This window comes from Mycobacterium sp. DBP42 (assembly GCF_005924235.1).
Classification (GTDB): Bacteria; Actinomycetota; Actinomycetes; order Mycobacteriales; family Mycobacteriaceae; genus Mycobacterium; species Mycobacterium syngnathidarum.
This window is the reverse complement of the sequence record NZ_VCMY01000037.1, coordinates 17,419-43,355: the sequence shown is the minus strand read 5'-3', so window position 1 is coordinate 43,355 and position 25,937 is coordinate 17,419. Positions and strand designations below refer to the sequence as shown.

The 25,937-nt window shown below is 66.8% G+C and carries 22 protein-coding genes and 1 pseudogene; 13 read left to right on the top strand and 10 right to left on the bottom strand.

What is annotated here, in order from left to right; translation table 11 throughout:
• Window positions 1-11: 11 nt before the first annotated feature.
• The 5 genes from E0T84_RS24915 to bfr form a co-directional block, all read right to left on the bottom strand.
• A complete protein-coding gene (locus E0T84_RS24915; protein ID WP_070185010.1) occupies window positions 12-377 on the bottom strand; it encodes a VOC family protein in 366 nt (121 codons plus the stop codon).
• A 50-nt stretch (window positions 378-427) separates the two neighbouring features.
• Entirely contained in the window at window positions 428-1,798 is a 1,371-nt protein-coding gene (locus E0T84_RS24910; RefSeq protein WP_138745801.1) for a glutamine synthetase family protein, read from the bottom strand.
• Window positions 1,799-1,827: 29 nt separating this feature from the next.
• Window positions 1,828-2,310: a carboxymuconolactone decarboxylase family protein gene (locus tag E0T84_RS24905; protein WP_138745800.1), complete on the bottom strand. Its 483-nt coding sequence runs from the start codon at window positions 2,308-2,310 to the stop codon at window positions 1,828-1,830.
• 41 nt (window positions 2,311-2,351) lie between these two features.
• Window positions 2,352-4,412, bottom strand: a complete 2,061-nt coding sequence (locus E0T84_RS24900) for an MDR family MFS transporter (RefSeq protein WP_070945316.1) — start codon at window positions 4,410-4,412, stop codon at window positions 2,352-2,354.
• Between the two features lie 146 nt (window positions 4,413-4,558).
• On the bottom strand, window positions 4,559-5,038 hold the full coding sequence (gene bfr / locus E0T84_RS24895) for a bacterioferritin (protein WP_019345482.1): 480 nt from the start codon (window positions 5,036-5,038) through the stop codon (window positions 4,559-4,561).
• A 241-nt stretch (window positions 5,039-5,279) separates the two neighbouring features.
• Here bfr and E0T84_RS24890 point away from each other — a divergent pair, with 241 nt between their 5' ends.
• Window positions 5,280-5,915, top strand: coding sequence for a fatty-acid--CoA ligase (locus E0T84_RS24890; RefSeq protein ID WP_070185006.1), 636 nt, complete (start codon window positions 5,280-5,282; stop codon window positions 5,913-5,915).
• Window positions 5,915-6,130 carry a bacterioferritin-associated ferredoxin gene (locus E0T84_RS24885; protein WP_070185005.1) on the top strand — a complete coding sequence of 72 codons (216 nt, stop codon included), beginning with the start codon at window positions 5,915-5,917 and terminating at the stop codon, window positions 6,128-6,130. The genes E0T84_RS24890 and E0T84_RS24885 overlap by 1 nt, the downstream gene beginning before the upstream one ends.
• Here E0T84_RS24885 and E0T84_RS24880 read toward each other — a convergent pair.
• Window positions 6,127-6,882: an enoyl-CoA hydratase/isomerase family protein gene (locus E0T84_RS24880; protein WP_138745799.1), complete on the bottom strand. Its 756-nt coding sequence runs from the start codon at window positions 6,880-6,882 to the stop codon at window positions 6,127-6,129. The genes E0T84_RS24885 and E0T84_RS24880 overlap by 4 nt on opposite strands.
• Window positions 6,883-6,959: 77 nt before the next feature.
• Window positions 6,960-7,664, bottom strand: coding sequence for an EthD domain-containing protein (locus E0T84_RS24875; protein ID WP_138745813.1), 705 nt, complete (start codon window positions 7,662-7,664; stop codon window positions 6,960-6,962).
• Between the two features lie 85 nt (window positions 7,665-7,749).
• Here E0T84_RS24875 and E0T84_RS24870 point away from each other — a divergent pair, with 85 nt between their 5' ends.
• On the top strand, window positions 7,750-9,771 hold the full coding sequence (locus tag E0T84_RS24870; protein WP_138745798.1) for an FUSC family protein: 2,022 nt from the start codon (window positions 7,750-7,752) through the stop codon (window positions 9,769-9,771).
• A 1-nt stretch (window position 9,772) separates the two neighbouring features.
• Here the strand turns inward: E0T84_RS24870 and E0T84_RS24865 are convergent, their stop codons facing one another.
• Entirely contained in the window at window positions 9,773-10,402 is a 630-nt protein-coding gene (locus tag E0T84_RS24865; protein WP_070185001.1) for a PaaI family thioesterase, read from the bottom strand.
• A 163-nt stretch (window positions 10,403-10,565) separates the two neighbouring features.
• Between E0T84_RS24865 and E0T84_RS24860 the strand changes: the two genes are divergently transcribed.
• The 3 genes from E0T84_RS24860 to E0T84_RS24850 are packed head-to-tail and all read left to right on the top strand — an operon-like array spanning window position 10,566 to window position 13,932.
• Window positions 10,566-12,146: a tetratricopeptide repeat protein gene (locus E0T84_RS24860; protein WP_249383743.1), complete on the top strand. Its 1,581-nt coding sequence runs from the start codon at window positions 10,566-10,568 to the stop codon at window positions 12,144-12,146.
• A gap of 36 nt (window positions 12,147-12,182) precedes the next feature.
• The gene (locus E0T84_RS24855) at window positions 12,183-12,662 is read left to right on the top strand and encodes a nucleoside deaminase (RefSeq protein ID WP_138745797.1); all 480 of its coding nucleotides are present in this window, start codon (window positions 12,183-12,185) and stop codon (window positions 12,660-12,662) included.
• Window positions 12,655-13,932 carry an alpha-amylase family glycosyl hydrolase gene (locus tag E0T84_RS24850; RefSeq protein ID WP_138745796.1) on the top strand — a complete coding sequence of 426 codons (1,278 nt, stop codon included), beginning with the start codon at window positions 12,655-12,657 and terminating at the stop codon, window positions 13,930-13,932. The genes E0T84_RS24855 and E0T84_RS24850 overlap by 8 nt, the downstream gene beginning before the upstream one ends.
• Before the next feature lie 4 nt (window positions 13,933-13,936).
• On the opposite strand, the gene E0T84_RS24845 is transcribed toward E0T84_RS24850, so the two are convergent.
• A complete protein-coding gene (locus E0T84_RS24845) occupies window positions 13,937-14,734 on the bottom strand; it encodes a potassium channel family protein (protein ID WP_138745811.1) in 798 nt (265 codons plus the stop codon).
• A gap of 161 nt (window positions 14,735-14,895) precedes the next feature.
• Here E0T84_RS24845 and E0T84_RS24840 point away from each other — a divergent pair, with 161 nt between their 5' ends.
• The 4 genes from E0T84_RS24840 (at window position 14,896) to E0T84_RS24825 (ending at window position 21,253) form a co-directional block, all read left to right on the top strand.
• Window positions 14,896-17,076, top strand: coding sequence for an adenylate/guanylate cyclase domain-containing protein (locus E0T84_RS24840; protein ID WP_212757733.1), 2,181 nt, complete (start codon window positions 14,896-14,898; stop codon window positions 17,074-17,076).
• Window positions 17,076-18,500, top strand: a complete 1,425-nt coding sequence (locus tag E0T84_RS24835) for a cyclic nucleotide-binding domain-containing protein (protein ID WP_138745795.1) — start codon at window positions 17,076-17,078, stop codon at window positions 18,498-18,500. Before E0T84_RS24840 ends, E0T84_RS24835 begins: the two co-directional genes overlap by 1 nt.
• 120 nt (window positions 18,501-18,620) lie before the next feature.
• Window positions 18,621-19,616 (top strand): esterase family protein, encoded by a 996-nt coding sequence (locus E0T84_RS24830; protein ID WP_070945304.1) that lies wholly within the window; start codon window positions 18,621-18,623, stop codon window positions 19,614-19,616.
• Window positions 19,617-19,693: 77 nt separating this feature from the next.
• Window positions 19,694-21,253, top strand: coding sequence for a molybdopterin-dependent oxidoreductase (locus E0T84_RS24825; protein ID WP_249383741.1), 1,560 nt, complete (start codon window positions 19,694-19,696; stop codon window positions 21,251-21,253).
• Between the two features lie 10 nt (window positions 21,254-21,263).
• Here E0T84_RS24825 and E0T84_RS24820 read toward each other — a convergent pair whose 3' ends face one another.
• Entirely contained in the window at window positions 21,264-21,464 is a 201-nt protein-coding gene (locus E0T84_RS24820) for a hypothetical protein (protein ID WP_070184992.1), read from the bottom strand.
• 598 nt (window positions 21,465-22,062) lie between these two features.
• Between E0T84_RS24820 and mgtE the strand changes: the two genes are divergently transcribed.
• From mgtE to lon, 3 genes and pseudogenes are all read left to right on the top strand, one after another.
• Window positions 22,063-23,424 carry a magnesium transporter gene (gene mgtE, locus E0T84_RS24815; RefSeq protein WP_138745808.1) on the top strand — a complete coding sequence of 454 codons (1,362 nt, stop codon included), beginning with the start codon at window positions 22,063-22,065 and terminating at the stop codon, window positions 23,422-23,424.
• Window positions 23,425-23,532, top strand: a pseudogene (locus E0T84_RS32435) (hypothetical protein); the annotation flags it as partial.
• Between the two features lie 63 nt (window positions 23,533-23,595).
• Window positions 23,596-25,932 (top strand): endopeptidase La, encoded by a 2,337-nt coding sequence (gene lon / locus E0T84_RS24810; RefSeq protein WP_138745794.1) that lies wholly within the window; start codon window positions 23,596-23,598, stop codon window positions 25,930-25,932.
• Window positions 25,933-25,937: the final 5 nt, after the last annotated feature.

The window sequence follows — 25,937 nt, the reverse complement described above, 5'->3', positions numbered from 1 at the left end:
CCGACACCTGACTAGCCGGTGCCCCACACCAGGCAGAACGGGTGGCCGGCCGGATCCCGGAACACCCGGAAGTTCTCCTCACCGACGGCATCGGTGACCCGGGTGGCGCCCAGCGCCAGCACCTGGCGCTCGGCCACATCCGCATCGTCGACCTCGATGTCCAGGTGGAGCTGCTGGGATCCTCGCGGATCGGGGAAGTCCGGGGGCTCGTGTTGCGGCGAGTACTGGCATGCGACCCGCCGCCCGGCCGGATCTGTCACGACGACCCACGTGTCGTCCTCGGCGGCGACGTGTCCGCCCAGCAGCCCGGCGTAGAACTCGGCCAGTGCCCGCGGATCCCGGCAGTCCAGCACTATGGAGCGAAGTGTTCCGATCATCGGATCGATATTGCCATCGCGGGCAGACCACAAACGTTTCGCCCTGCCGCTCACAAGCTCCAGGCCAGGCGGAACCGCTCGGTGAGTTGCTCGGCGTCGAGGGCTTCGAAGTTCTCCCGCTCGTAGTTGCGTACCGCGAGCACCGCCTCGACGGGCTGATCTCCGAGTATTTTCCGGATCACTGCCGAGGCGTCGAGTGCGGCGAGGTTGTCGGCCTGGCGATCGGGCAACCGCACGGCGCCGCTGTCGGCACGCTGGGTATCGCTCAGCGAGGCGGGATCGACGATGACCTCCGGACCCAGGGTCAAGCCCTGGTCGATGCCGTGCTGGGCCAGCCCCAGGATGGTCGCGCTCGCCAGGTACGGATTGGCGGACGGGTCGATGACCTTGACCTCGACGTTGGCGCCGTAGGGATTGCTGGGACCGCCGATCAGGAAACGCAGGGCGGCTTCGCGGTTCTCGGTGCCCCAGCAGTTGTAGGCACCGGCCCAGTAACCAGGCTGGATGCGCAGCCCGGAGAGCACCGACCCGCACAGCACCCCCTGGGCCGCGGGCAGGCCGGCGAGCAGCCCGGCCAACGCCGATTGGCCCTCCGGTGTCATTCCCTGGGTGCCGGTCCCACCGGAGAACAGCGGCACCCCCGACCTGGCCAGTGAAAAGTGCTGGTGTGCACCGGAACCCACGCCGCCGGCAAACGGAAAGGGAGACAGGCTGACCCGGAATCCGTATCGTCGGGCGACCCGGGCCACGATGATCCGCATCAGTACCAACTGGTCGGCGGCGGCCACCGGGGGCAACGGCGCCAACGAGATCTCGAACTGGTTGGGCCCGTACTCGGGATGGAATTGCTCGATTGCCACTCCGGAACTGTTGGCCGCATTGGTGACATCGCGGACGAACCCCTCGAACTCCAACACACCGGCCAACCCGTACTGCGCCCACAGCAGTGACGGGAGCCGGCCCCCGTCCGGCCCCACGAGCACGAATTCCACCTCATGGCCGACGAGAGCGGTCAGCTCGGCGGCGTCCAGCCGGTCTTGTACGCGCTGCAGCGTCCCGCGCGTGCAGTACGGATCTGCGGAACAGTCCTGGTTGTAGAAAGCCGCTGGGGCCCAAGCCAATCCATCACCGAGGATCCGGAGTGCACCGAGGTCGATGCGGATCCGCTGATCCCCCACCACGCCGATGTCCGCGCTCTTGGCGATCCCGGTCTGATCGATGGTGAACGCGTGGAACACCGGACTGGCACCCAGACCCGGATCGGCGAAGATCCCCATCCGGCGCAGCGGAACGGTTTTCGCGTGGGTCAACCCGGCCGGACTGACCACCGTGCCGATCAGAGTCGCGACCCCGTCGGACTCCAGCTGGGCGATGGCGGCCGCAGCCAGCGGTTTCGCCGGTCCCGATGATCCAGCCGTCACAACCTCATTGTGCGCCGGGGCAGGGTGCGCTACAGGGTGATCTTGCAGGTTTGGCCGATGTCGAGCGTACGTAACATCCGGCCCATCCCGAGCCACATCGCGCACGACAGTGCCAGGTCGGTGAGCAACTCGGCATCCAACTGCTCACCGGCGCGCTCCCAGAAGTCCTCGTCGTCGCGAAGTTCGGTGTGACCGGTGGCGAACCGGTGGGCGAACTCGGCGGCAATCCGCTCCTGGGCGCTGTAACCCGGCCACGTCTGCCACTCGGCGGCGTGATCGTAGAGATCCTCGTCCACCCCGGCCGCGGCCCCGTCGGAGTCGCGGGTGTTCTGGCACACCGCGCATTCGTTGTCCAGCGCGATCACCATCCGGGCGAGCTCGCGGACCCGCAACGGCAGCCGCCCCTTGGTGTACACCGCGTTGGTGAAGTTGGCCATGGCGGTGCCGATCTCCGGAGACTTCAGGATCCAGCCGGCCACGTCGTCGTCGGGAAATTCTCCGATACGGCTCATGGCCGAATCGTACGCGCGCGAAGCCGATTCTGGAACAAGTTCTAGTTTTTGGCCCCCGAGCCACTCAGCTCGGTGGCTCGGTCCTCGTCACCCCAGTCCCGTTGCACGACCACCCGGTGAGCGATCCGCTCGAGCGCGGCCTCGACCTGCGCTCGGTCTGGCCGGCCTTCGAAAGACGCTGATTCGCCCAGCTTGTCGACGATCCGCCCGACCAGCGCGGCGGATACGCAGTCAACCTGCTGCACGCCCTTCTGGGTCAGCCACAGGCTGTCTCCCGTACGGAGCACATACCCGTCCTGCACCAGGCGGTTGAACGTCGGCTCGAGCACCTCATAGGGCACCACGAGCCGATCGGCGATCTCGGTGAGGCGGGCCGAGCCGAATACCTGGTTGTGCCGGTAGATCTTGAGCAGCGCCCAGAGTCCGGCCACATCCAGTTCGCACCCCGACGTCCCGGCGACGCTGCGCAATCGCACCTCCGGTGAGCTGCGCATCAGGCGGCTGACCACCGTCTCCAGCACCTGGTCCGAGGATTCCGCGCTCGGCATGCCGAAGCCCTCGCCGAGGTCGGCAGCCAGCGTCGCCTCGGCCTCGACCAACGGCACCTCCTTGAGGAACAGCGCCGCGATCAAGCCCATTAGCGCCACCGGTGCGGCACACAGGAAGACCAGATCCAATGCATCGGCATAGGCGTTGACGATCGGGGCGGCAACCTCGGGCGGCAACTCGTGCAGCGCCTTGGGCGAGGCCCCCGCAACCGGCGGGGCTCCGCTGGCCGCGAGCGCACCCGGCAGCCGGTCGGAGAGAAATCCGGCGAACAGCGAACCGAAAATTGCGGCACCGAACGAACTTCCGATGGTCCGGAAGAACGTCACCCCGGAGGTCGCCACGCCCAAGTCGGCAAAGTCCGAGGTGTTCTGCACGATGAGGACGAGCACCTGCATGCACATGCCGATACCGGCGCCCAGGATCAACAAGTACAGCGACTGCAACGGGATCGGCGTCGCGGCGTTCATTCGCGACAGCAGCACGAAGCCGACGAGCATGACGGCCGTCCCGGCCACCGGATAGATCTTGTAGCGACCCGTGCGCCCCACCAGGCTGCCGCTGACCGTCGAGGTGATCAGTAGCCCGACCACCATCGGCATGGTCCTCAGACCGGATTCAGACGGCGACACACCGTCGACGAACTGCATGAAGGTGGGCATGAAGGTGAGTGCACCGAGCATCGCGAAACCGACCACCAACGACAGCACGCAGCACATGGTGAACACCGGATTGCGGAACAGGCGCATCGGCAGAATCGGTTCGGCCGCCTTGAATTCCGCTCGCACGAACATCGCCAGGGCCAAGACCGACCCCAACACCAGGCCGATGATCGTCGGTGACGTCCACGCCAGTTCGCCGCCGAGGCTGGTGGCCAGGGTGAGACCGGACGCCCCGATCCCGACCCAGACGATTCCGGCGTAGTCGATGACCGGGCGGGCCGGCCGAGAGGTGAGCGCCGGGATGGTGGCGGCCGCGACCACGAGCACAACCAGGCCCACCGGGATGCTCAGCCAGAACGCCCACCGCCAGCCGAGGTGGTCGGTGACGAAACCGCCGAGCAGCGGGCCGGCCACGGTCGTGACACCGAAAACCGCCCCGAGCGCACCCTGGTACCGCCCGCGATCGCGCAGCGGAATGACCTCGGCGATCAGCGCGGAGGAAGTCACCATGATCGCACCGCCGCCGATCCCCTGCAGCGCCCGCGCGGCCACCAGCATGACCATCGAACCGGACAGCCCGCTCAGGACCGATCCGATGAGAAAACACAACACCGCGGCCTGGTACACCGCCTTGCGGCCGAAGATGTCGCCGACTTTGCCGACCACAGCGGTCACGACGGTCGAGGCGAGCAGGTAGCTCGTCACCACCCACGCCTGATGGCCGGCCCCGCCGAGGTCTGCCACCACGGTCGGAAGGGCCGTCGCGACGATGGTCTGGTTCAGCGAGGCCAGCAGCATGCCGAGCAGCACGGCGATGAACACCAGATTGCGCATGCGCACGCTCAACAGGGCCGCACCCGAGGTCGGCTCGGCGGTGGTCGATGGGCTCGACATGACTTCCTTTCATCAGCCTGCCAGTTCAACCACGATATCGTTAGATAGGCTATGAAAGTTACAGCCGTGACGAACACCGCCCTGGACAACCGGCGGTCACCGGCTACCCAGGGCGGCTTCGACTGAAACGGGTGGTACGACCGTCCTTATTGCGGCGGCCGGGAGACGCACTGCGCTGCATACAGCGCGTCGCCGAGCTTCTCCATGAGCTCCAACTGGGTCTCCAGGTAGTCGATGTGGCCTTCCTCATCGGCCAGGATCTTCTCCAGAATCCCCGCGGAAGTAGCGTCTTGCTTCTCCCGGCACATGATGATTCCCGGCTTCAGCCGGGCCACCACTTCGTACTCGATCGCCAGATCGGCCTCGAACTGCTCCCGAAGCGTCTGGCCCACCCGCAGCGAAAACAGTCGCTGATAGTTGGGCAGGCCGTCCAAGAGCAGGATTCGGTCGGTGATGGTCTCCGCGTGCCGCATCTCTTCGAAAGACTCGGCACGGGTGTGTTCCGCCAGTTCGGTAAATCCCCAATTGTCCTGCATTTTCGAATGAAGAAAATACTGATTAATTGCGGTGAGTTCGCTTGTCAATTGCTCGTTGAGCAATTTCAGAACATCCGGATCGCCTTGCATCGTGACTCCTAAGCACCTTGAGGGCTGGTCAAGTGTTGCCGTCTGTCGTGCACATCCAATCTAGTGCAGAAAGCATGGCGCGGCGCAATGTTCAACGCCTAATTCGGCGTGTTGGTGCGACATTGGCGAAGCTTTGGACGCAACCGGACCGAGGCGTGGCCACGAGGAGTGGACTGGCTGTCCTAACTAAGGTTAGACTGCGCTAATCTCTTGCCACACCCCAAAAGAAAGGTCGGTAAAGATGAGTGAGTACGATTTACACTCGCTCATTCTCTCGTGCGATTTCCGCGTCGACGACGTCGAAGAGATGTGGAAATGGATGAAGAAGCACCGGTCCGGCCTATTGTCTATCGGCGCCCATCATGTGGTGCTCTATAAATCAATTTGGGAGCCCGGCCGGGTATTGGTGACAATTGGCATTCGGCACGCCCGGTCAATCCGCGACGTATTACGTTCCCCGGCGATTTTCGAGTGGTTCGATATTTCCGGCGTCGAAGATATTCCGCCGATATTCGGCGGCGAAGTGGTCGAGAAAATCGACCTGACCGAGCCGTCGCCGGAGGGGCACGTGGCCGGGGTGATCGTGGGCGCGGTCGCCACCGTCGACGACGTCCCCACGCTGATGCGCAAGGTGCACGACGGTCTCGACCGCTTCGAGCAGGGCGGCATCCGCAAGATCTGGGTCTACCAGGCGCTCGATGACGGCCAGGAAGTGATGATCCTGCAGGAGGTCTCCGACGAGATCAGCGCCCGGCAGTGGATCGACCACCCCGATGCGGCTGCCGAGTGGATGACCACGGCCGGCTTCGGCGCCTATCCGAGCCTGTTCGTGGGCAAATTGGCGCACATCATGAACGTCGACGAGCGGGACGACTGATGTTCGTCTGCCTGTGCACCGGGGCGACCAGCCAGGTCGTCAACGAAATCGTCGAGGCCGGCGCGAGGACGTCCAAGGAGGTGGCGGAAGCCTGCGGCGCCGGGGCAGATTGCGGACGGTGCCGACGCACGATCCGCGCCATCATCGCCGCCCATCAGGCGGCCGAGGGGGGCCCGCCGCAGATCAACGGCTGCCCCTCACGGGTCACCCGCTAGCGCTTGCGATCGGCGAACTGCGCCAGCGCATCGACATTGGCCGCCGCGCCGACCAATTCGACGAACAACGCCTTCTCCCGCTGCACTGCCGCCGAGATCTGGTCGCGGATCGGTGCCACCATGGCCTGCTTGACCGCAACCAGGCTCGAAATCGGCTTCGCTGCAAGGATTTCGGCATGGCGGCGGGCCTCGGACAGCAGCTCGTCAGGCTCACAGACCTTCCATACCAGGCCCATCTCAAGAGCCTCGGACGCGCTCAGCCATTCCGAGGACATCAACAGCCAGGCGGCGTTCTGCCGGCCGACCAGCCGCGGCATCAGATACGACGACGCCGCCTCCGGCGCCACCCCGAGGCTGGTGAACGGGCACTTCAGCCGGGCCGTCGACGACATGAACGCGAGGTCGGCGTAACCAAGGATGGTGCACCCGACACCCACGCCGACCCCGTTCACCGCACAGATCAACGGCTTCGGGAAATCGGCGATCACCTCGATCATCCCGTAGAACCCGTGCTCGCCCGGGGTGAACTCCGGATTGGTGATGCGAGTCTGCATCTCGACGAGATCGTTGCCCGCGCTGAAAGCCCGACCGGCCCCGGTCAGCAGCACCACCGCCACGTCGGGATCCTCGGCCGCGGCGCGCAGGGCGATCGTCGTCTCGTCGTACAACGCCTCGTTGAACGCGTTGAGCGCTTCCGGGCGGTTGAGGGTAAGGGTGCGGACCCGGTTGTTGTCCTCGATCAGCAGGGTCATCTCTCACTCCTCGGGTGCGCGCCGTGACCGCTGCAGCCTAACTAGAACACGTTTCACTATTGCCGGCCGGGTGCGGGCTACCCTCCGGCGAACGGGGTGACATAGACGTACCGACTGGTCGGCACGGTGTCGATGTTGCTGCTGGCGCCGAAGGCGTCGGTACTGGCCACCATGCGACGCATGCGGTCGGCAAGATCGTCGTCGTCGGCCGCGCCGAAGAACGCATGCAGATCCGACACCGCCTCCTGGCGGAACAACTCTTCGACGATGCCGTCGATCGCCGGGGCATCCTCGGTGAGGGCGCGGACCACGGTGTTCTGCGTGTAGCCGAACGTGTCCTGGGTTTCGATGGCCACCGAGGTGTGATCGAGGTGCCAGCGACGCAGCCAGGTGGCCCGGTCCAGGTCCGCGGGCCGGCGCAGCAGTGCGATATTGGCCAGGCCGTCGGTCCGCTCACCCGCCGCGGTGGGCGGCGCAGACATCGGAACCGATTCGGTGACCAGATATGCCGCCAGCGAATCACATTCGGCCGCAAGCACTTCCAATGCCTGCCGGACCTGCTCACCGTAGTACTGCCGAACCCACAGGCTCACCACCGCAACCACGGGCGGGTCCAGCGTGGTCAGCGTCATCAACGACTCTCGCACCGCGTCGTCGCGAACATTGACCGCCAGGCCGTCGATCCCCAGCGCCAGCAGTTCGTCGGCCGCACGGGTGCGCAGCCGCTCGCACCACTGTTGATCCGAGTGGGCCCCACGTAGCAGAACGATGACTTTCTCCACGGTGGGAGAACCTACCGGCGCACCGATTTCCGCCACGCGTGGGTGCTTGCCACCCCGGCAGCCCGCGGCGAGAGAGAATGGTGGGGTGCACACGGGTGGACAGGCAGCCGACGCGCTCCGGCTGAGCACCCCCGACGCCGGCGCGGTGGCCCGCAGCCTGATCGGCGTCCTGGCAGTGACAGCTGTCGCCCTGGCGTGGGGAACCGGTGCGACCGCGATGTGGACACTGAGCGGTGGCGTGATCGCCGGCGCGATCGCGCTGCAGCGCAGCCCCGGCGGCCGGATCCCGCTGGTTGTCACCGGCTCCGTCGAACTGGCCATCGCCGTACTGCTCGGCATCCTCGCCGGCGGGCACAGCCCGGTGTTCGTCGCCGTGGTGGCGCTGTGGTGCTTCGCCGCAGGCATGCAGTGGTCGCTCGGCGCCAATGCGGGCCTGGTGGCCTCGGCAGCCAGCGCGCTGCTGGTCCTGGCGCCACCGGTCGCCCCGACGGTCGGCCAGGCTCTGCTGACACCTGTCCTGGTGGTGCTGGCCGGCGTGGTGCAGGCGGTATTGATCGCCGTCTGGCCACCGCGGCGCTGGCGGGCCCAGCGCGAAGGGCTCACCCGGGCCTACCGGTCGTTGGCCACCGATTCCCGCAACGTCGCGACCAACAGCGCCGCCGATGTCGACGACGCACCGTTGACCTGGCTGCGTGAAGTGTTCGCCGACAGCCAGGTCAGCCAACGGCCGCGGGCCTACCACGGCGGCTATCGGCTACCGGAACGTCTCGCAGGCACGTTGGCCTCGCTGCACGCCACCGCCGGACGCGACGACATGCCCGAGGAAGAATCCGCGGCCGGCAGCGGGCTGCCGCAACTGCTGACCGCCGCCGCGGTGCTGCTCGACGCGATCGCCGATCACAGTCACACCGCGCGACGGGACGCCGAGCACGCCCTGGTGCGCGTCCACACCGCCGCAGCCGCCGTCACAGGCCCCGAAGCCGCGCTGGCACAACGATTCTGTGAACAGTTGCGGGAAGCCGCGGTACTGCGGTTCGGCCAGCTGCACCGGCCCGACCTGATCGGCTCGCTGGCCTCGGCGCCCGCCGTGGTGCGCTCCCACCTGACCTGGACCTCCCCCATCCTGCGGCACGCCATCCGGCTGTCGGTGACAACTGCCCTGGCGGTCGCGGCGGCTCGGTACGGCGGGCTCGAGCACGCCTACTGGATGCCGCTGACGGTCGTGGTGGTGCTGCGGCCGGAAACGGCACATACCTATACCCGGTGCGCAGGGCGCATCGCGGGCCTGTGCGTCGGCATCGCCGTGGCCTCCCTCCTCACCTTCATCTGGCAACCCGGCCCGGTCGGCTCGGCGGTGTGTGCCCTGTTGTTCGTCGGGCTCGCCTATGGTGTCGCGCAGTTCGGGTATCTGGCCGTCGGCGCGGCGGTAGGGACGATCGTGATGTTCGCCGTCGGGGTGAGCGCCGCGGAACCCTGGTCGGGCAACACCGACCGGTTGTTCGCGGTGATGATCGGCGGCTCGTTGGCCGTGATGGCCCACGTGGCGCTACCCGATCACGCCCTGATCCGGCTGCGCCAGCGCGCCGGTGAACTCTTGATGACCGAGATCGACTACGCCGCGCTGGTGATCAAGGCCTTCGTACACGAGGTCGATCACCCGGCCGAGATCCTGTCGGCGGCCTGGCAGCGGGCGTTCCGCGCGCGGGCAGCCTTCGAGGCCGCGTGGGGCGCGACCAGTCTGGACCCACCGATCCTGCGTCGGTGGTTGCGGTCCTACCGCACCGCGCTCAACTCGGTGACCAGCGCCTGCACCACGCTGGAGAACAGCTTGCCGACCCATCCGTCGTCCGCACTGCACAACGAGTTCATCGCTGCGGTGGACGATTATGTGGAGGCGCTGCGCGGAGCACCGCCGAGCCCGGCCGTGCCATGGAGCCTCGATACCGCCGAACTGTCCACCGCGCTGCGCCGCGTCCACAACGTGGCCTCGACGCTGTCGGCCGACAACGGGGCGGCCCGCATCCTGATCGGCGAATTGACAACGATCACCCGCAGCCTCGAGGACATCGCGATCGATCGTGTCGAGCCGGCCGACGACTCGCACTAGCTCAGCTGCGTGCCCATTTCGGCAGGATGAAAACCCCTTCAGCCTCGGCGGTGATCCCTTCGGCGTCGGAAACGTGGCCGGAGGCAAAGGCTTTGATTCCGTCGGTGCGGGTGATCCGGCCTTCGGCATGCAGCTCGCCCAGCGGAGTGGCCCGCAGATAACGGATGGTCAGCGTGCCGGTGAACCGCGGGCGATCCGAGTCGCTGGCAGCCACCTCCCCCAGCACGTGGTCGAGAACCATGGCCACCATGCCGCCGTGGACATGGCCCGGCGGCCCTTCGTAGGCCGCCCCCAGATAAAAATCGGTGTGGACACCACCGTCCGGGTCTTTGACCATCACCAGTGGCGGCGCGATCGGATTGCGGATGCCGATCGCCGGGTTGCCCCACGGCATCCGGTCTCCGTCGGAGGTGAACTGGACGCCGAACGGCCCGTCCATCTGCTCAGCCCGCAGCCGGGTGGTCGCATCGTCGATCTGGGCCCGCACGGCCGCGACCTCGTCGGCGTCCACCTGTGAGCGGATGCTGGCGTCGATCAGCGCCCGCACCGAATCGGCCAACGGCGCCCACACCTCCCGCAGACGCTGCACGTCGGCAGAACTGAGACCCTCGACATGGGTGTAACCCGGCATCCCAGCACTAGAACATGTTCGCAACGCCGGTGTCGAGCCACCCCGGAGTAGCGTCAGCTCCGTGACGGATCCTGCCCAGACCGAACCGTATTACCGGCTCGGGAACTACCACCGGCCGACGGATACGCCCTCGCCGACGGCGCAGATCTGGTTCGACCGAGGCATGATCTGGTCCTATGCCTTCAACCACGAGGAGGCCATCCGGTGCTTCGAGCGCGCTCTGCGCCTCGACCCTGAATTCGCGCTCGCCCGCTGGGGTATCGCCTACGCCGTGGGACCCAACTACAACAAGGCCTGGGAGGCGTTCGACCCGGCCGACCTCAGCACATCGTTGGCCCGGGCCCGGACCGAACTCGAGCGTGCCGCCACCGGCCGCGCCACGACCCTGGAACGCGACCTGATCAGCGCTCTGCACAAGCGATTTCCGACCGCCGACCCCGAGGACGCCGAAGCCCTGACCGCGGGGCATACCGCCTATGCCGACGTAATGACGACGCTGGCGGAGGCCTACCCCGACGACGTCGACGTACAGACCCTGGCCGCCGACGCCCTGCTCAACGTGACCGCGTGGGCGCTGTGGGACGGCCGCACCGGTGACCCCGCCCCGGGATCTCGCGTGGTGGAGGCCAAACGGCTCCTCGACGCAGCACTGGCCACCGCCGCCGGACGGCAACATCCCGGGGTCCTGCACCTCTACATCCACGCCATGGAGATGTCGGCGACGCCCCAGGCCGCCCTGCGGGCCGCCGATCTGTTGCGCGGGCTGGTGCCCGATGCCGGGCACCTGCAACACATGGCCAGCCACATCGACGTGCTGTGCGGCGACTACCGCAACTCGGTGACGGCCAATCTCGCTGCGGTACACGCCGACAGAAAGTTTCTCACCCGCGAAGGGCCACTCAATTTCTATTCGCTCTACCGGGCCCACGACCTGCATTTCGTGGTGTATTCGGCGATGTTCGAAGGCAGTTCGCAGACCGCTCTGCAAGCAGCACAGGAGCTGGCCGACCAGCTGACCCCCGAGGTGCTGTCGATCTGCTCACCACCGATGGCGGACTGGCTGGAGGCCTTCGTCCCGCTGCGGGTACACGTGCTGGTGCGGTTCGGGCGCTGGGACGACCTGATCGCCGAACCCCTGCCCGCCGATCCCGAGCTGTACTGCACCACCACCGCCACGGTTCACTACGGCCGGGGCATCGCCTACGCCGCCACCGGTCGGATCGAGCAGGCCCGTTGCGAGCGCGACGAATTCCTGGCGGCATACCGGCGCATCCCCGATACGCGCTACCTGTTCAACAACACCAGCCTGGACATCCTGGCGATTGCCGAGCAGATGCTGCACGGTGAGATCGCCTACCGGGAAGGCGATCACGATGCGGCGTTCACCCACCTGCGCCGAGCCATCGAACTCGACGACGCCCTGCCCTACGACGAACCATGGGGATGGATGCAGCCGACCCGGCATGCCTACGGCGCCCTGCTGCTCGAACAGAACCATGTCGAGGAGGCCGCCGGTGTCTACGCCGCGGACCTGGGCCTGGACCCGACACTGAGCCGATCCAGCCAGCATCCGAACAACGTGTGGAGTCTGCACGGCTACCACGAATGCCTGCGCCGGCTGGGCCGCGACGCCGAAGCCGTCATCATCGGACAGCAACTCGAGTTGGCCCGGGCCCGGGCCGACATCACGGTCCGCGCCTCGTGCGCCTGCCGCCTCGAAGCGGCAGAACCGTGTTGCGACTGACGGCTGCGCGATCGGCACGGGCGTAAACTCGCCACCGTGGCCATCACCGAGAATGATCTCGATCAGCTGCGCAAATGTGTCGAGTTGGCCCGCGAAGCTCTTGACAACGGTGACGAACCGTTCGGATCGTTGCTGGTCGATCACACCGGCACGGCAGTGTTCACCGACCGCAACCGGGTCAAGGACGGGGACGCCACCCAGCATCCCGAGTTCGCCATCGCCCGCTGGGCCGTCGAGCACCTGAGCCCCGAGGACCGGGCCCGCGCCACGGTGTACACCTCCGGCGAACACTGCCCGATGTGTTCGGCCGCCCACGCCTGGGTGGGTCTGGGCCGGATCGTCTACGCCACGTCCTCCCAGCAGCTCAGCGGCTGGCTGTCGGAATGGGGTGCGCCGGCCGCTCCGGTGGCGCCGCTGCCGATCACCACCGTGGCCCCCGGTCTCGACGTGGACGGCCCGGCGCGAGAACTGGCCGAGACCATGAAAGACCTGTACGCGGCGAAGTTTCGTGCCTGAGCCGGCCTGGGTCGCACACGCCATCTGGTGGCACATCTACCCACTGGGTTTCGTCGGGGCGTTTCCTGCCGAACCGCCTCCGACCGCCGAGGAACACCGGCTGCGCCGGATCGTCGACTGGCTCGACCACGCGGTGCAGCTCGGCGCCTCCGGCATCGCGCTCGGCCCGATCTTCGCCTCGCGAACCCACGGTTACGACACCACCGACCACTTCCGCATCGACCCGCGCCTGGGTGACGACGACGACTTCGACCACCTGGTGGCCGAGGCCAAGCGGCGTGGGCTGCGCATCCTGCTCGACGGCGTCTTCAATCACGTGGGCACCGATTTCGCCCGGTACCGCGACGATGATGCATCGTGGTTTCGGCGCCGCGGCAACGGTTTTGACACCTTCGAAGGCCACGGCGAGCTGATCGCGCTCAACCACGACGAGCCCGCGGTGATCGACTACACGGCCACCGTGCTGCGCCACTGGTTGAGCCGCGGCGCCGACGGGTGGCGGCTCGATGCCGCGTACGCGGTGCCCGACCGGTTCTGGGCGCAGGTGTTGCCGTCGGTGCGCGGGGAGTTCCCCGACGCCTGGTTCGTGGGCGAGGTGATCCACGGCGACTACTCCGCGACGGTGCATGCCACCAGTTTCGATTCGGTGACCCAGTACGAGCTGTGGAAGGCGATCTGGAGCAGCCTCAACGACGGTAACTTCCACGAACTCGACTGGGCACTCAAGCGGCACAACGATTTTCTCGACACCTTCGTGCCGCTGACCTTCGTGGGCAACCACGATGTCACCCGGATAGCCAGTCAGCTGCAGAATTCCGCGCACCTCGAGCACGCGCTGGTCTTGCTGCTGACGATCGGTGGCACCCCGAGCATCTACGCGGGCGACGAGGCCGGCTATCGCGGCGTCAAAGAGGAGCGCCGCGGCGGGGACGACGCCGTACGACCGGAATTCTCCACTCCCCCAGAGGATTCAGATGTCCTGCGATTACACCGGCACCTGATCGGGTTGCGCCGTCGCCATCCCTGGTTGCACCACGCCCGAACCCGCGCGCTGAGGTTGACCAACGAACACTACGTCTATCAGGTGTACTCAGATGCCGACTGGCTGGTGGTCGCGCTGAACGTAGGCAGCACCCCGTTGCAGTTCGAACTGGCCGAGTTCGGCCTGACCGCCGGCCGGATCATCGCTGGCGCGGGTGCCCCTCCCGACGAGGTCGTCGAGCGGGCCACCGTGGGCGAGCACGCCTGGGCCGTCATCGCCCCCGCCTGACCGGCTATCTCAGCCGACTGCCCTGGAAGGCCGGGGTGTCGGACCGGGCATCCGGATCCGAGACCGCGGCGGCCAGCCGCCGGATCTCGGCGCGGAGGTCCTCGATCTGGGCCGCGGTCGCCGCCTGATTGGCCGTGTCCTCCTCGGCTACCCGCTGCACGATCCAGGACGCCAGCGTCGCGGTGACCACACCGAGCAAGCTGATCCCGCCGAGCATCAGGAACGCTGCGATCACCCGCCCGGTCGGTGTCGCCGGTGCGTAGTCCCCATAGCCCACCGTGGTGACGGTGGCGATCGCCCACCACAGTGCGTCGCCGAACGAGTTGATGTCGGATGTCGGCTCGCCACGCTCGGCGTCGAGGACGGCGAGCGAGGCGACATAGATCAGCATCGTCACGCTGCACGCCGTGTAGATCACGACGCGGCCGCGGATCGCGCGACCGACAGCCCGTTGCATCACCTTGAGCAGCACGATCAGCCGCAACAACCGCAACGGTCGCAGCATCGGCAGCACCACGATGGCCAGATCGAGCAGGTGGCGAACAAACCACCGGCCCCGGTTGGGCGCGAGCCACAGGCGAACCACGTAGTCCACCACGAAGGCCAGGTACAACACCGCGTCGGTCAGGCTGAGGGCCCGGTGCAGAGCGCCGGTGGTCTGGGCCAGTACCTGCACCGAGTAGACCGCGAGAAAGACCAGCGCCACACCGGCCAGCGGCCATTCGGTGCCGGCCTCCCAACGTTGCAACCGGTCGCCCGGCACTTCGGCTGACGCCGGACCGATTCCGAGTCGTCGCAGCATTGACATCAAGAGCCGACCATAGTCGGTCGGCTCCGCCCCGCCACGTCGGGAGGTCCGCGAATCACACGCGCCACATTCGACACGGTCGGTAGCGTGAGAGCCTTGCCGGGTATACCCCAGTCGCCGATGAGCTGCGAGCGAAAACAACCCGAAGGGATACCATGCCGCCGCCACCGATCGGGCCGTCGCCGATCACCTCCGCTGACGCCGCCCTGCCGGGCGACCCACCGCCGGTACGCAAACCCACGCGACGACGGGCCGTGTCGCGGATCGGCATTCAGTCGAAACTGCTGGTGATGTTGCTGCTCACCAGCGTGTTGTCGGCCGCAGTGGTGGGCTTCATCGGCTACCAGTCCGGGCGCGAATCGCTGCGCGAGTCGGTGTTCGAACGCCTCACCGAAATCCGCGGCTCCCAAGCACGTCAGCTACAGGTCACGGTACGAAACCTGACCAACTCGCTGGTGATCTACACCCGCGGCGCCACGGCCGGCGATGCCATGCGTGCCTTCAGCGCCGGGTTCGCCGAGTTGACCGACGCCCAGGTCAGCCCGCAAGAACAGCAGTCGGTCAGCAGCTACTACGCCGAGGCGTTTCCCGAGGGCAACGGCGACGGGGGCGAGGCACAGGCGCTCCTGCCGCGGTCCACTCCCCAGCGCTATCTGCAGGCGCACTACACCGCCTCGGCGGCAAACCGCAAAGCCGCTCTCGACACCGACGACGCACACGACGGCAGCGCATGGACAGCCGCCAACGCCCGGTTCAACCCGTACTTCCGGGAGATCGTCAAACGGTTCCAATTCGAGGATGCCCTGCTGATCGACACCAAGGGGAACGTCGTCTACTCGGCGTACAAAGGCGCCGACCTGGGCACCAACATCGTCGACGGCCCCTACCGCGGAAGCAATCTGAGCGAAGCCTTCCACGAAGCGCTCGACTCCAACTCACTCGATTACGTTGCAGTCACCGATTTCGGCAAATACCAGCCGGCCGCGCAGCCCGCGGCCTGGCTGGTCTCACCGGTCGGACCGGCGGCCGACATCCAAGGGGTCCTGGCGCTGCAACTGCCGATCGCCAACCTCAACCGGGCGATGACGTTCAACTCACGCTGGGAGGCCGCCGGCCTCGGCCAGACGGGCGAGACCATGATCGTCGGGCCCGACGGATTGATGAGGTCGGACTCGCGCTTGTTCCTCGAGGATCCACAGGCCTACCTGCGGGAAGCCGTGGCTGCGGGCACGCCGGCCGAGGTGGCCGAGCGGGCGATCCAGCAGGGCGGCACCACGCTGGTGCAGCCGGTTGCGACGCAGTCGGCGCAACTGGCGCTCCAGGGGCGCAGCGGCACCCTGATCGGCCGGGACTATGAGGGCCGCAACACCCTGCAGGCGTATGCGCCCGTCGATTTGCCGAAACTGAACTGGACCATCGTGGCGAAGATCGACACGGCCGAAGCGTTCTCGCCGGTATCGGCGTTCACCCGCACTCTGGTGTTGTCCACCGCGGTGATCATCTTCATCGTCTGTATCGCCGCGATGCTGCTCGCACGGGTGTTCGTGCGGCCGCTTCGCCGCCTCGAAGCCGGCGCGCACCGCATCAGCGGCGGAGACTACGACATCACCCTGCCGGTTACGTCGCGAGACGAGTTCGGAGATCTCAGCAACGCATTCAACGAGATGAGCCGCAACCTCCGGATCAAGGAAGACCTGCTCAACGAGCAGCGCCAGGAGAACGACCGGCTCTTGCTGACGCTGATGCCGGAGACGGTGGTGGCGCGTTATCGCGAAGGCGAGGAAACCATCGCCCAGGACCACCAGGACGTCACCGTCATCTTCGCCGACGTCGCGGGGCTGGACACCCTCGCCAACGACCTGAGCTCCGACGAGTCGCTGTCGATCGTCAATCGGCTGGTACGGCAATTCGACGCGGCGGCCGAGAACCTGGGCGTGGAGAAGGTACGGACACTGCACAACGGCTACCTGGCGAGCTGCGGACTGAACGTGCCGCGCCTGGACAACGTGCGAAGAACCGTCGATTTCGCCATCGAGATGCAGCGCATCGTCGACCGGTTCAACGGCGAGACCGGCAACCATCTGCAACTACGGGCCGGCATCAATACCGGCACGGTGACCAGCGGGCTGGTCGGCCGCACCAACATGGCCTACGACATGTGGGGCGGCGCGGTGAACCTGGCCTACCAGGTGCAGAGCGGCTTCTCGCAACCGGGGATCTATGTCACCGCCCGGGTCTTCGAGACCATGCAGAGCTCCAAACAGTTCGTCCCGGCAGGCGACATTGCGGTGGACGGCCGCGATGAACCCGTGTGGCGACTCACGGAGCACCTCTGATGCGGGACATCCTCGCCACCCCGTGGTTCTGGTGGTCCGTCGTCGTCGCGGTCGGGCTTCCGGTGGCCCTGGTCGCCCTCACCGAGGTTCACAACGCGTTGGTGCGCCGGCGCAGCTATCTGGCCCGCCCGGTCAGCCTGATCCGAAACTATGTGCTGCCGCTGGGAGCGCTGCTGGTTCTGCTGATCAAGGCGACCGAGATCACCACCGAGGCGACGCCCGTGCGGGTGGTGGCAACGGGCTTCGGGTTCGTCGTCCTCATGCTGTTGCTGTCCGGTCTCAATGCGACGATTTTCCAAGGCGCTCCGGAGGGGAGTTGGCGTAGCCGGGTTCCGTCGATCTTCCTCGATGTCGCACGGTTCGTGGTGATCGCCGTCGGCATCGCCCTGATCTTCGCCTGGATCTGGGGAGCCAACATCGGCGGGCTGTTCGCCGCCCTGGGAGTCGGCTCCATCGTCCTCGGCCTGGTTCTGCAGAACTCGGTCGGCCAGATCATCTCCGGGTTGCTGGTGCTTTTCGAGCAGCCGTTCCAGCTCGGCGACCGCGTGGAGACCCGCTGGATCCCCGGCGGTCGCGTTGTCGAAGTCAACTGGCGGGCAACGCATCTCGACTCCGGAAGCGGAGTGTATATACTGCCGAACTCGCTGCTGGCCACGGAATGGTTCATCAACCTGAGCCTGCCGCGCGACAACCATTCGATCAACCTCGTGACGATGTTCTCGACATCGGACTCACCCGACACCGTCAGTGCGGTCCTGACCGAGGTCGCCGAGCGGTTGCCGCAGCTGCGGGCAGGGGCCACACCATCGGTCGCCAAAGGTGCCGCTGGGGAATACACCACGACGATCCCGCTGCGCGGCCCCAGTGACGACGCCGCGGCACGGTCGACATTCCTGCGCTGGACCTGGTATGCGTCGCGTCGCGCCGAGCTACATCTCGACGACGCTGCCGACGGGTTCCCGACGGCCGAAATCGAACAGGACGCAGGCGAAGTGCTGCGCCAGTCCCTCCGTATCGGGCGGACCGACGAGGAGCTGCTGACCCCCTACATCAGAGTGGTCCGCTACGGCACCGGTGAACCCGTGCAGCAACCCGGCGAGGTGCCCACCTGCATGATGTTCGTGATCAGCGGCCGGATCCGATTGTCCGCCACCACCGAGGACGGCGCCACGATCAGCCTGCGCATCCTCGAACGCGGTGACTACCTGGGCCAGTCGACGCTGACCCGTGAGCCGGTGCGAGCATCGGCCACGGCGCTGGAAGAGGTCACCGTGGTGCGGGTGGCACGGGAACACATCGAAACGCTGGTGATGCGAAACCCGTTGCTGATGCAGGACATCGGCCGGGCGATCGAGGAGCGCAAGGTCAACGTCCAACGGGCGCTGTCGGCACCGCGGGTCTCGGCGCCGAGTTCCAACCGTTAGCAAACCGCGATCTGCGCGTTCGGTGTTGTTACGCCTGTGACTTATGAGGCGCGTGATTCACTACCGAGGCAAGCGGCAAACTGCTTGAGACACGTGCAGAAAGGACGGTTGGTTGCCGTTATGAGGTTCCTCAACAAGATTCGCGGAGCGTGGACGCGCCGACTGGCGGCGGGGGCAATGGCAGCCGCCACCCTGCCCGCGCTGATCGGTTTCGCAGGAGGTTCGGCGACCGCTGGCGCATTCTCCCGTCCCGGCCTTCCGGTCGAATACCTCGACGTGTTCTCGCCGTCGATGAACCGCGACATCCGGGTCCAGTTCCAGGGCGGCGGTCCGCACGCGGTCTACCTGCTCGACGGCCTGCGCGCCCAGGACGACTACAACGGTTGGGACATCAACACCCCGGCCTTTGAGTGGTACAACGACTCGGGCCTGTCGGTGGTCATGCCGGTCGGCGGACAGTCCAGCTTCTACACCGACTGGTACCAGCCCTCGAAGGGCAACGGTCAGGACTACACGTACAAGTGGGAGACCTTCCTGACCAGCGAGCTGCCCACCTGGCTGGCAGCCAACCGCGGCGTGTCCCAGACCGGCAACGCCGTCGTCGGCATCTCGATGGCCGGAAGCGCGGCCCTGACCTACGCGATCCACCACCCGCAGCAATTCATCTACGCCGGAACGCTTTCGGGCTTCCTGAACCCGTCCGAAGGATGGTGGCCGATGCTGATCGGGCTGGCGATGAACGACGCCGGCGGCTACAGCGCCGAGAGCATGTGGGGACCGTCGACCGACCCGGCATGGAAGCGCAACGACCCGATGGTCAACATCAACCAGCTGGTCGCCAACAACACCCGCCTCTGGATCTACTGCGGCACCGGGACCCCGTCGGACCTCGACGCCGGAACCAACGGCGGCAACCTGATGGCAGCCCAGTTCCTCGAAGGGTTGACCCTGCGCACCAACGTCACCTTCCGGGACAACTACATCGCCGCCGGCGGCACCAACGGGGTGTTCAACTTCCCCGCCAGCGGTACGCACTCCTGGGGCTACTGGGGACAGCAGCTGCAGCAGATGAAGCCCGACATCCAGCGGGTGCTGGGCGCGCAGTCCGCCACCTAGAGATCCACCCATCCAGGGAGCCTGTCGTCAACCCCAACGGCAGGCTCCCTGCCTGTGCGCGGAGTAGGTTTGTACCGATGGCTCAGTCCTCGGCGGGTGCGTCACCGAACGCGCGGATGCTCGGCGGAGTCGCCGCGGCCGCGGTGTCGCTCGGTGTGGCCCAGGTCGTGGCCATTCCGTTTCCGCCACACGCCGAGCCGCGCAACGCGGTCGGAGCGGCAGTCGTCGACCTGACACCGGGGCCCGTCAAAGAGTTTGTGATACAAGCACTCGGCAGTCTGGACAAGCTCTTTCTGGCTGTCGTCGTCCTGGTGGTGATCGCCGTCATCGCCGCTCTGGCTGCGACATACGAAACCCGGGCCCGCCCGATCGGCAGCGCGATCTTCGGCGTCGCCGGCCTGCTCGCCTGCGTTGCCGTGCTCTCGCGTCCGGGTGCCTCCCTCCTCGACGTCATTCCCACCGTGGTGGGCACCGCGGCGGGCATGGCGGTGCTGCGCATGCTGGCGCTGCGGCGCTGGACGGCCCCAGCCGATGACCAGCCCGACACCCGTGACGAGTTCGGCGTCACCCGACGGACCTGGCTCACCACGGCCGGCCTGCTGGGTTTCGGGGTGGCCAGTGGGCTCATGGGCGTCGTCATCGACCGGTTGACCAGTTCCGTGGCAGCCGAGCGCGACACCTCGGTGATCCCTCCACCCCGCGTTCCCGCTCCCCCGATACCGCCGGGTGCACAGCCGAAAAACGTTGCCCTGCCCAGCTTCATCACCGATGCCGGTGACTTCTACCGTGTCGACACCGCACTTACCGTGCCACAGTTGAGCCGCGACGAGTGGCGGCTTCGCATCCACGGCATGGTGGACCGAGAGATCACCTACAGCTTCGCCGACCTGGACCGCTTCGAGGTGATCGAAAAGGCCATCACGCTGACCTGCGTCTCGAATCCGGTTGGGGGCAATCTCATCTCGACAGGAATGTGGACGGGCTACCGGGTGGCGGATCTGCTGCGGGCCGCCGGCGTGCACCCGGATGCCGACATGGTGCTGTCCACTGCGGTCGACGGGTTCACCGTGGGCACCCCGGCGGAAGCTCTCGCCGTAGGCGGCGACGCCCTGCTGGCCGTCGGCCTCAACGGGCAACCACTACCGGTCGAACACGGCTATCCCGCCAGGCTGGTGGTGGCCGGACTCTACGGATACGTGTCGGCCACCAAGTGGGTCACCGACCTGGAACTGACCCGGTTCGACCGCGCAGAGGCGTATTGGACCAGACAGGGCTGGGCGCCGCGCGGGCCGATCAAGACCGAGTCGCGAATCGACGTGCCGAAGAACGGCCAGAAGGTGCCGGTGGGACCGACGACGTTCGGCGGAGTCGCGTGGGCACAGAATCGCGGCGTCCGTACCGTTGAAGTCCGAATCGACGACGGCCCATGGCAATCCGCCCAACTCGGGGATGCCTACTCCAACCAGACGTGGCGGCTGTGGAGCTTCGATTGGCAGGCCGCCGGCCCCGGCCGGCACACGATCACGGTGCGGGCCACCGACAACACCGGGGCGGTCCAGACGTCAGACCAGGCCCCCACCGTGCCCGACGGCGCCACCGGATGGCACTCGGTGAACTTCACCGTGACGCAGGCCTAGACACCTGCGGTCACTTGGCCGAGAGCTTGCGCCAACTCACCACGCAGATCACGACACCGATCACCGCGGTGATCGGCCCGATGACCGACCACGTGGTGGTGTTGCTCATCGGACTGCCCTGCAGCACGCCGAAACCCTGCAGCGCCCAGATGAGCCCGAACAGTGCCACGATCACACCGACCGCGAACGTCACGACGAATCCCCGGTTCATGCCTGGGATGCTACGCGGAACCGGTGCAGATTTCGGCCCGCGCCGTCCGGGATTCTCACGTCAGGCCAATGGGTGCGGTCGTTCCTCTGGCGTGCTTGTCGGCCAGGCTGGCGCAGATCTCTCGCTCGTGCAAGCGTTTGACCGTCGTCTGTGGGCCGGGTCTAATGAGCGGGGCCGCACGCATTCTGCGGGTGCGGCCGGCAATGCGGAAGCGAGGTGAGTGGCACATGCCCAGCGACAGTATCGGGGCACTTGGTCGGACCGCCCTCACGAATCAGGTTGGCTTCACGTCGCACTGACCGTGGCCTGAACGGTTGCAGACCGTCGAGCTGGTTTTGGCTGTCTGGATCGTGCACCCCCTGGGAAAGTGCGGGAGGTTGCTGCGTGGCCGCACCGGACATGCCCGGCGTCGACGGGGGTCCCGCGACGATCCCACAACGGCTGTGCGACACGCACTGATGCCGTTGGTGCGCAGTGTGATTGGAGGATTCGATGGCTAGGTTGTTTGACTCGGCCCTAGCGGGGGTTGGTAACGGTCTCGTGGTGTCGAGTCCGCACGGGACGCGAATGTGGGGGTGGGGGCATGTCTGAGGTGCCGATGAGCGAGATCGACAACACCGATCGTGATGCGATGACCAAGGCGATTGAACGGGCAGTGGCCGACGATCTTGATCTGTCAGCGCTGACGTCGATGGTGCGGCCGCTGACTGCGTCACACATCGTCGACGTCCTGGAGCGCCTGGATTCCAAGCGTCGAGCCGTTCTGTACCGGCTGCTGAGCAAGGATCAGGCTCTCGAAGTGTTCGAGAATCTCGATGCCAGCCTGCAAAGCGATCTCGTCGGCGCCCTCCAAGACGACGATGTCGCCACGCTGTTCGCCGACCTGGACCCCGATGATCGCGTCGAGCTCCTCGATGAGCTGCCGGCGAAGGTCGCGCGCCGGCTCATGCAAGCGCTCCCGGCGCCCGAACGAGACCTGACCGCGACCATCCTCGGCTATCCGCAGGGTTCGATCGGGCGGCGGATGAGCCCCGAGTTCGTCGCCGTCCGCCCCGACATGTCGACCACCGAAGCATTGAGCCGGGTGCAGGCCCACCTCGGGGACGCCGAAACCGTATATACGCTGCCGGTCACCGACACCCGACGGATCCTGGTGGGCATCGTGAGCCTACGTGATCTGATGACGGCACCCCAGCAAACCGCTATCGGTGACCTGATGCAGCGGCCCCACAGCATGCGGGCTACCGACGATGCCGAAGAGTCCGCTCGCCGCTGCGCCGGCCTCAAGCTCCTTGCCCTGCCCATCGTCGACAATGAGAACCGACTCGTCGGGATCCTCACCGTTGACGACGCGTTGGCGATTCTGGAGAACGCCGATTCCGAGGACCAGGCCCGCATCAGCGGTACCGAACCGCTGCGCCGGCCCTATCTGACCGCCTCGGTCGCCAGCCTGGTCCGGTCGCGGGTGGTGTGGCTGCTTGTGCTGGCTGTCGGCGCTACGCTCACTGTGCAGGTCCTCGAAGTGTTCGAAGCCACACTAGAGCAGGTGGTGACACTCGCCTTGTTTGTGCCGCTGCTGATCGGCACTGGTGGGAACACCGGGAACCAGGCCGCGACGACGGTAACCCGTGCATTGGCTCTGGGCGATGTCGGGCCACGAGACCTGGGCAAGGTGTTGTTTCGGGAGTTCCGCGTGGGCCTGTCGCTGGGCGTGTTGCTCGGCTCGCTGGCGTTCGTGGTGACCACCATCGTCTATGGCCGCGACATCGGCATGGTGATCGGGCTGACGTTCGTGAGCTTGTGCACCATGGCCGCCACGGTCGGCGGTGCAATGCCGTTGCTGGCCCGCGCTATTCGTGCTGACCCTGCGGTGTTCTCCAATCCGTTCATCTCGACGTTCGTCGATGCCACTGGCTTGATGATCTACTTCGTCATTGCCAAGACCGTGCTGGGCCTGTGAGTTACACCGGCCGGGCCCACCCGCGACATTCGCATCCCCCGCAACCGCGCGGTCGTGACGCTGGTCATCGACGTGTCGCAGTCCATGCGGGCCGGCGAACCTCCCAGGCCTACCGGGAACAAAGGCGAGCCCGTCAAGGTTGAGCCCATCAGACTGAACTTTGGAGGTTTGATGTCCGAATCAAGCGCTACGACGAGTGTTGTGCCCATCCTGTTCATCAGCGAGCCGATCGTGCTGCCCGGAATGGTGGTGCCCGTCGAACTCGACGACGCCGCCCGGGCGGCGGTCGACGCGGCCCAAGCCAGCGAATCCGGCAAACTGCTGATCGCCCCGCGCCTGGACGATCGCTACCCCACCCACGGGGTGATCGCGTCGATCGTGCAGGTGGGGCGCATGCCCGGTGGCGCCGAAGCCGCCGTCGTCCGCGGTGAACGCCGCGCCCACATCGGTTCGGGAACCACCGGGCCCGGCGCGGCCCTGTGGGTCGAGGTGCAGGAAGCCGCCGAGACCGACACCGCGACCGACGAGACCAAGGCCCTGGCCGCCGAGTACAAGAAGCTTCTGCTGGCCATGCTGCAGCGCCGGGAAGCCTGGCAGATCGTCGACGTGGTGAACAAGATCACCGACCCGTCCGCACTGGCCGACACCGCCGGGTACGCCTCGTACCTGACCGACGTGCAGAAACGGCAACTGCTGGAGACCGAGGACGCGGCCGCGCGGTTGCAGGTCCTGATCGAATGGACCGGTGAACACCTGGCCGAGGTCGAGGTCAACGACAAGATCGCCGAGGACGTCCGCGCCGGCATGGACAAGCAGCAGAAGGAATTCCTGCTGCGCCAGCAGCTGGCGGCCATCCGCAAGGAACTGGGTGAGGGCGAACCGGAGGGGTCCGACGATTACCGGGCCCGGGTCGAGGCCGCCGACCTGCCCGAGAAGGTGCGCGAAGCCGCACTGCGCGAGGTCGGCAAGCTGGAACGGTCCAGCGACCAGAGCCCCGAGGGCGGCTGGATCCGCACCTGGCTGGACACCGTGCTGGACCTGCCGTGGAATGTGCGCACCGAGGACTCGGCCGATCTCAAGGGTGCCCGGGAGATCCTGGACGCCGACCACCACGGGCTGGACGACGTGAAGGACCGCATCGTCGAGTACCTGGCCGTGCGGGCGCGTCGCGCCCAGCGCGGCATGGCGATCGTCGGCGGCCGCGGGTCGGGCGCCGTGATGGTGCTGGCCGGTCCGCCCGGGGTCGGCAAGACGTCGCTGGGTGAGTCCGTGGCCCGAGCACTGGGGCGCAAGTTCGTGCGCGTGGCCCTGGGCGGCGTCCGTGACGAAGCCGAGATCCGGGGTCACCGGCGCACCTACGTCGGTGCGCTGCCGGGTCGCGTCGTGCGGGCGATCGGTGAGGCGGGTTCGATGAATCCCGTTGTGCTGCTGGACGAGATCGACAAGGTGGGCTCGGACTACCGAGGCGACCCGTCGGCCGCGCTGCTGGAGGTGCTGGACCCGGCGCAGAACCACACGTTCCGCGACCACTACCTGGATCTGGACCTGGACCTGTCCGACGTGGTGTTCCTGGCGACGGCCAACGTCATCGAGAACATCCCCTCAGCCCTGCTGGACCGGATGGAACTGGTACAGATCGACGGCTACACCGAGGACGACAAGGTCGCGATCGCGCGGGACTACCTGCTGCCCCGGCAGGCCGAACGCGCGGCCCTGACCGAGTCCGAGGTGACGGTGACCGACGCGGCGCTGCGCAAGATCGCCGCCGACTACACCCGCGAGCCGGGCGTGCGCCAGTTCGAGCGGCTGCTGGCCAAGGCGCTGCGCAAGGTGACGACGAAGCTCGACTCCAGCGACGAACCGGTGGCCATCGACGAGCCGGATCTCGTTGAGTACCTGGGTCGTCCACGGTTCACCCCCGAATCCACCGAGCGCACCGCGGTGCCGGGTGTGGCGACGGGTCTGGCCGTCACCGGGCTGGGCGGCGATGTCCTCTACATCGAGGCCAACGCCAACGACGGAGAGCCAGGCCTGAAGCTCACCGGGCAACTGGGCGATGTGATGAAGGAGTCGGCGCAGATCGCGCTGTCCTATGTGCGGGCCCACGCCGAACAGCTCGGGGTCGACCCGAAGGCGCTGGACCGCCAGATCCACGTGCACGTGCCCGCGGGCGCGGTGCCCAAGGACGGTCCGTCGGCCGGCGTCACGATGGTCACGGCACTGGTGTCGATGGCCACCGGGCGGCAGGTGCGCGGCGATGTCGGCATGACCGGCGAGGTCACGCTGAACGGCCGGGTGCTGCCGATCGGCGGCGTGAAGCAGAAGCTGCTCGCCGCACAGCGCGCCGGGCTGAAGACGGTCTTCATCCCGCAACGCAACGAGCCCGATCTGGATGAGGTCCCGGCCGAGGTGCTGGAAGCGTTGGAGGTCAAACCGATGACCGATGTCGCCGACATCATCGCCGCGGCGCTGGAACCGATCCGCGAGGACGCGTCGATCGCCGCGTAACGACG

Bases quoted from the DNA above. Each gene is read 5' to 3' on its own strand.
- E0T84_RS24890 (WP_070185006.1), top strand. From the start codon at position 5,280: ATGAGTGAGTACGATTTACACTCGCTCATTCTCTCGTGCGATTTCCGC.
- E0T84_RS24900 (WP_070945316.1), bottom strand. From the start codon at position 4,412: ATGTCGAGCCCATCGACCACCGCCGAGCCGACCTCGGGTGCGGCCCTG.
- E0T84_RS24845 (WP_138745811.1), bottom strand. From the start codon at position 14,734: ATGCTGCGACGACTCGGAATCGGTCCGGCGTCAGCCGAAGTGCCGGGC.
- E0T84_RS24830 (WP_070945304.1), top strand. From the start codon at position 18,621: ATGAGGTTCCTCAACAAGATTCGCGGAGCGTGGACGCGCCGACTGGCG.
- E0T84_RS24835 (WP_138745795.1), top strand. From the start codon at position 17,076: ATGCGGGACATCCTCGCCACCCCGTGGTTCTGGTGGTCCGTCGTCGTC.
- E0T84_RS24885 (WP_070185005.1), top strand. From the start codon at position 5,915: ATGTTCGTCTGCCTGTGCACCGGGGCGACCAGCCAGGTCGTCAACGAA.
- E0T84_RS24915 (WP_070185010.1), bottom strand. From the start codon at position 377: ATGATCGGAACACTTCGCTCCATAGTGCTGGACTGCCGGGATCCGCGG.
- E0T84_RS24860 (WP_249383743.1), top strand. From the start codon at position 10,566: ATGATCTGGTCCTATGCCTTCAACCACGAGGAGGCCATCCGGTGCTTC.
- lon (WP_138745794.1), top strand. From the start codon at position 23,596: ATGTCCGAATCAAGCGCTACGACGAGTGTTGTGCCCATCCTGTTCATC.
- E0T84_RS24840 (WP_212757733.1), top strand. From the start codon at position 14,896: ATGCCGCCGCCACCGATCGGGCCGTCGCCGATCACCTCCGCTGACGCC.
- E0T84_RS24825 (WP_249383741.1), top strand. From the start codon at position 19,694: ATGGCTCAGTCCTCGGCGGGTGCGTCACCGAACGCGCGGATGCTCGGC.
- bfr (WP_019345482.1), bottom strand. From the start codon at position 5,038: ATGCAAGGCGATCCGGATGTTCTGAAATTGCTCAACGAGCAATTGACA.
- mgtE (WP_138745808.1), top strand. From the start codon at position 22,063: ATGAGCGAGATCGACAACACCGATCGTGATGCGATGACCAAGGCGATT.
- E0T84_RS24820 (WP_070184992.1), bottom strand. From the start codon at position 21,464: ATGAACCGGGGATTCGTCGTGACGTTCGCGGTCGGTGTGATCGTGGCA.
- E0T84_RS24865 (WP_070185001.1), bottom strand. From the start codon at position 10,402: ATGCCGGGTTACACCCATGTCGAGGGTCTCAGTTCTGCCGACGTGCAG.
- E0T84_RS24880 (WP_138745799.1), bottom strand. From the start codon at position 6,882: ATGACCCTGCTGATCGAGGACAACAACCGGGTCCGCACCCTTACCCTC.
- E0T84_RS24905 (WP_138745800.1), bottom strand. From the start codon at position 2,310: ATGAGCCGTATCGGAGAATTTCCCGACGACGACGTGGCCGGCTGGATC.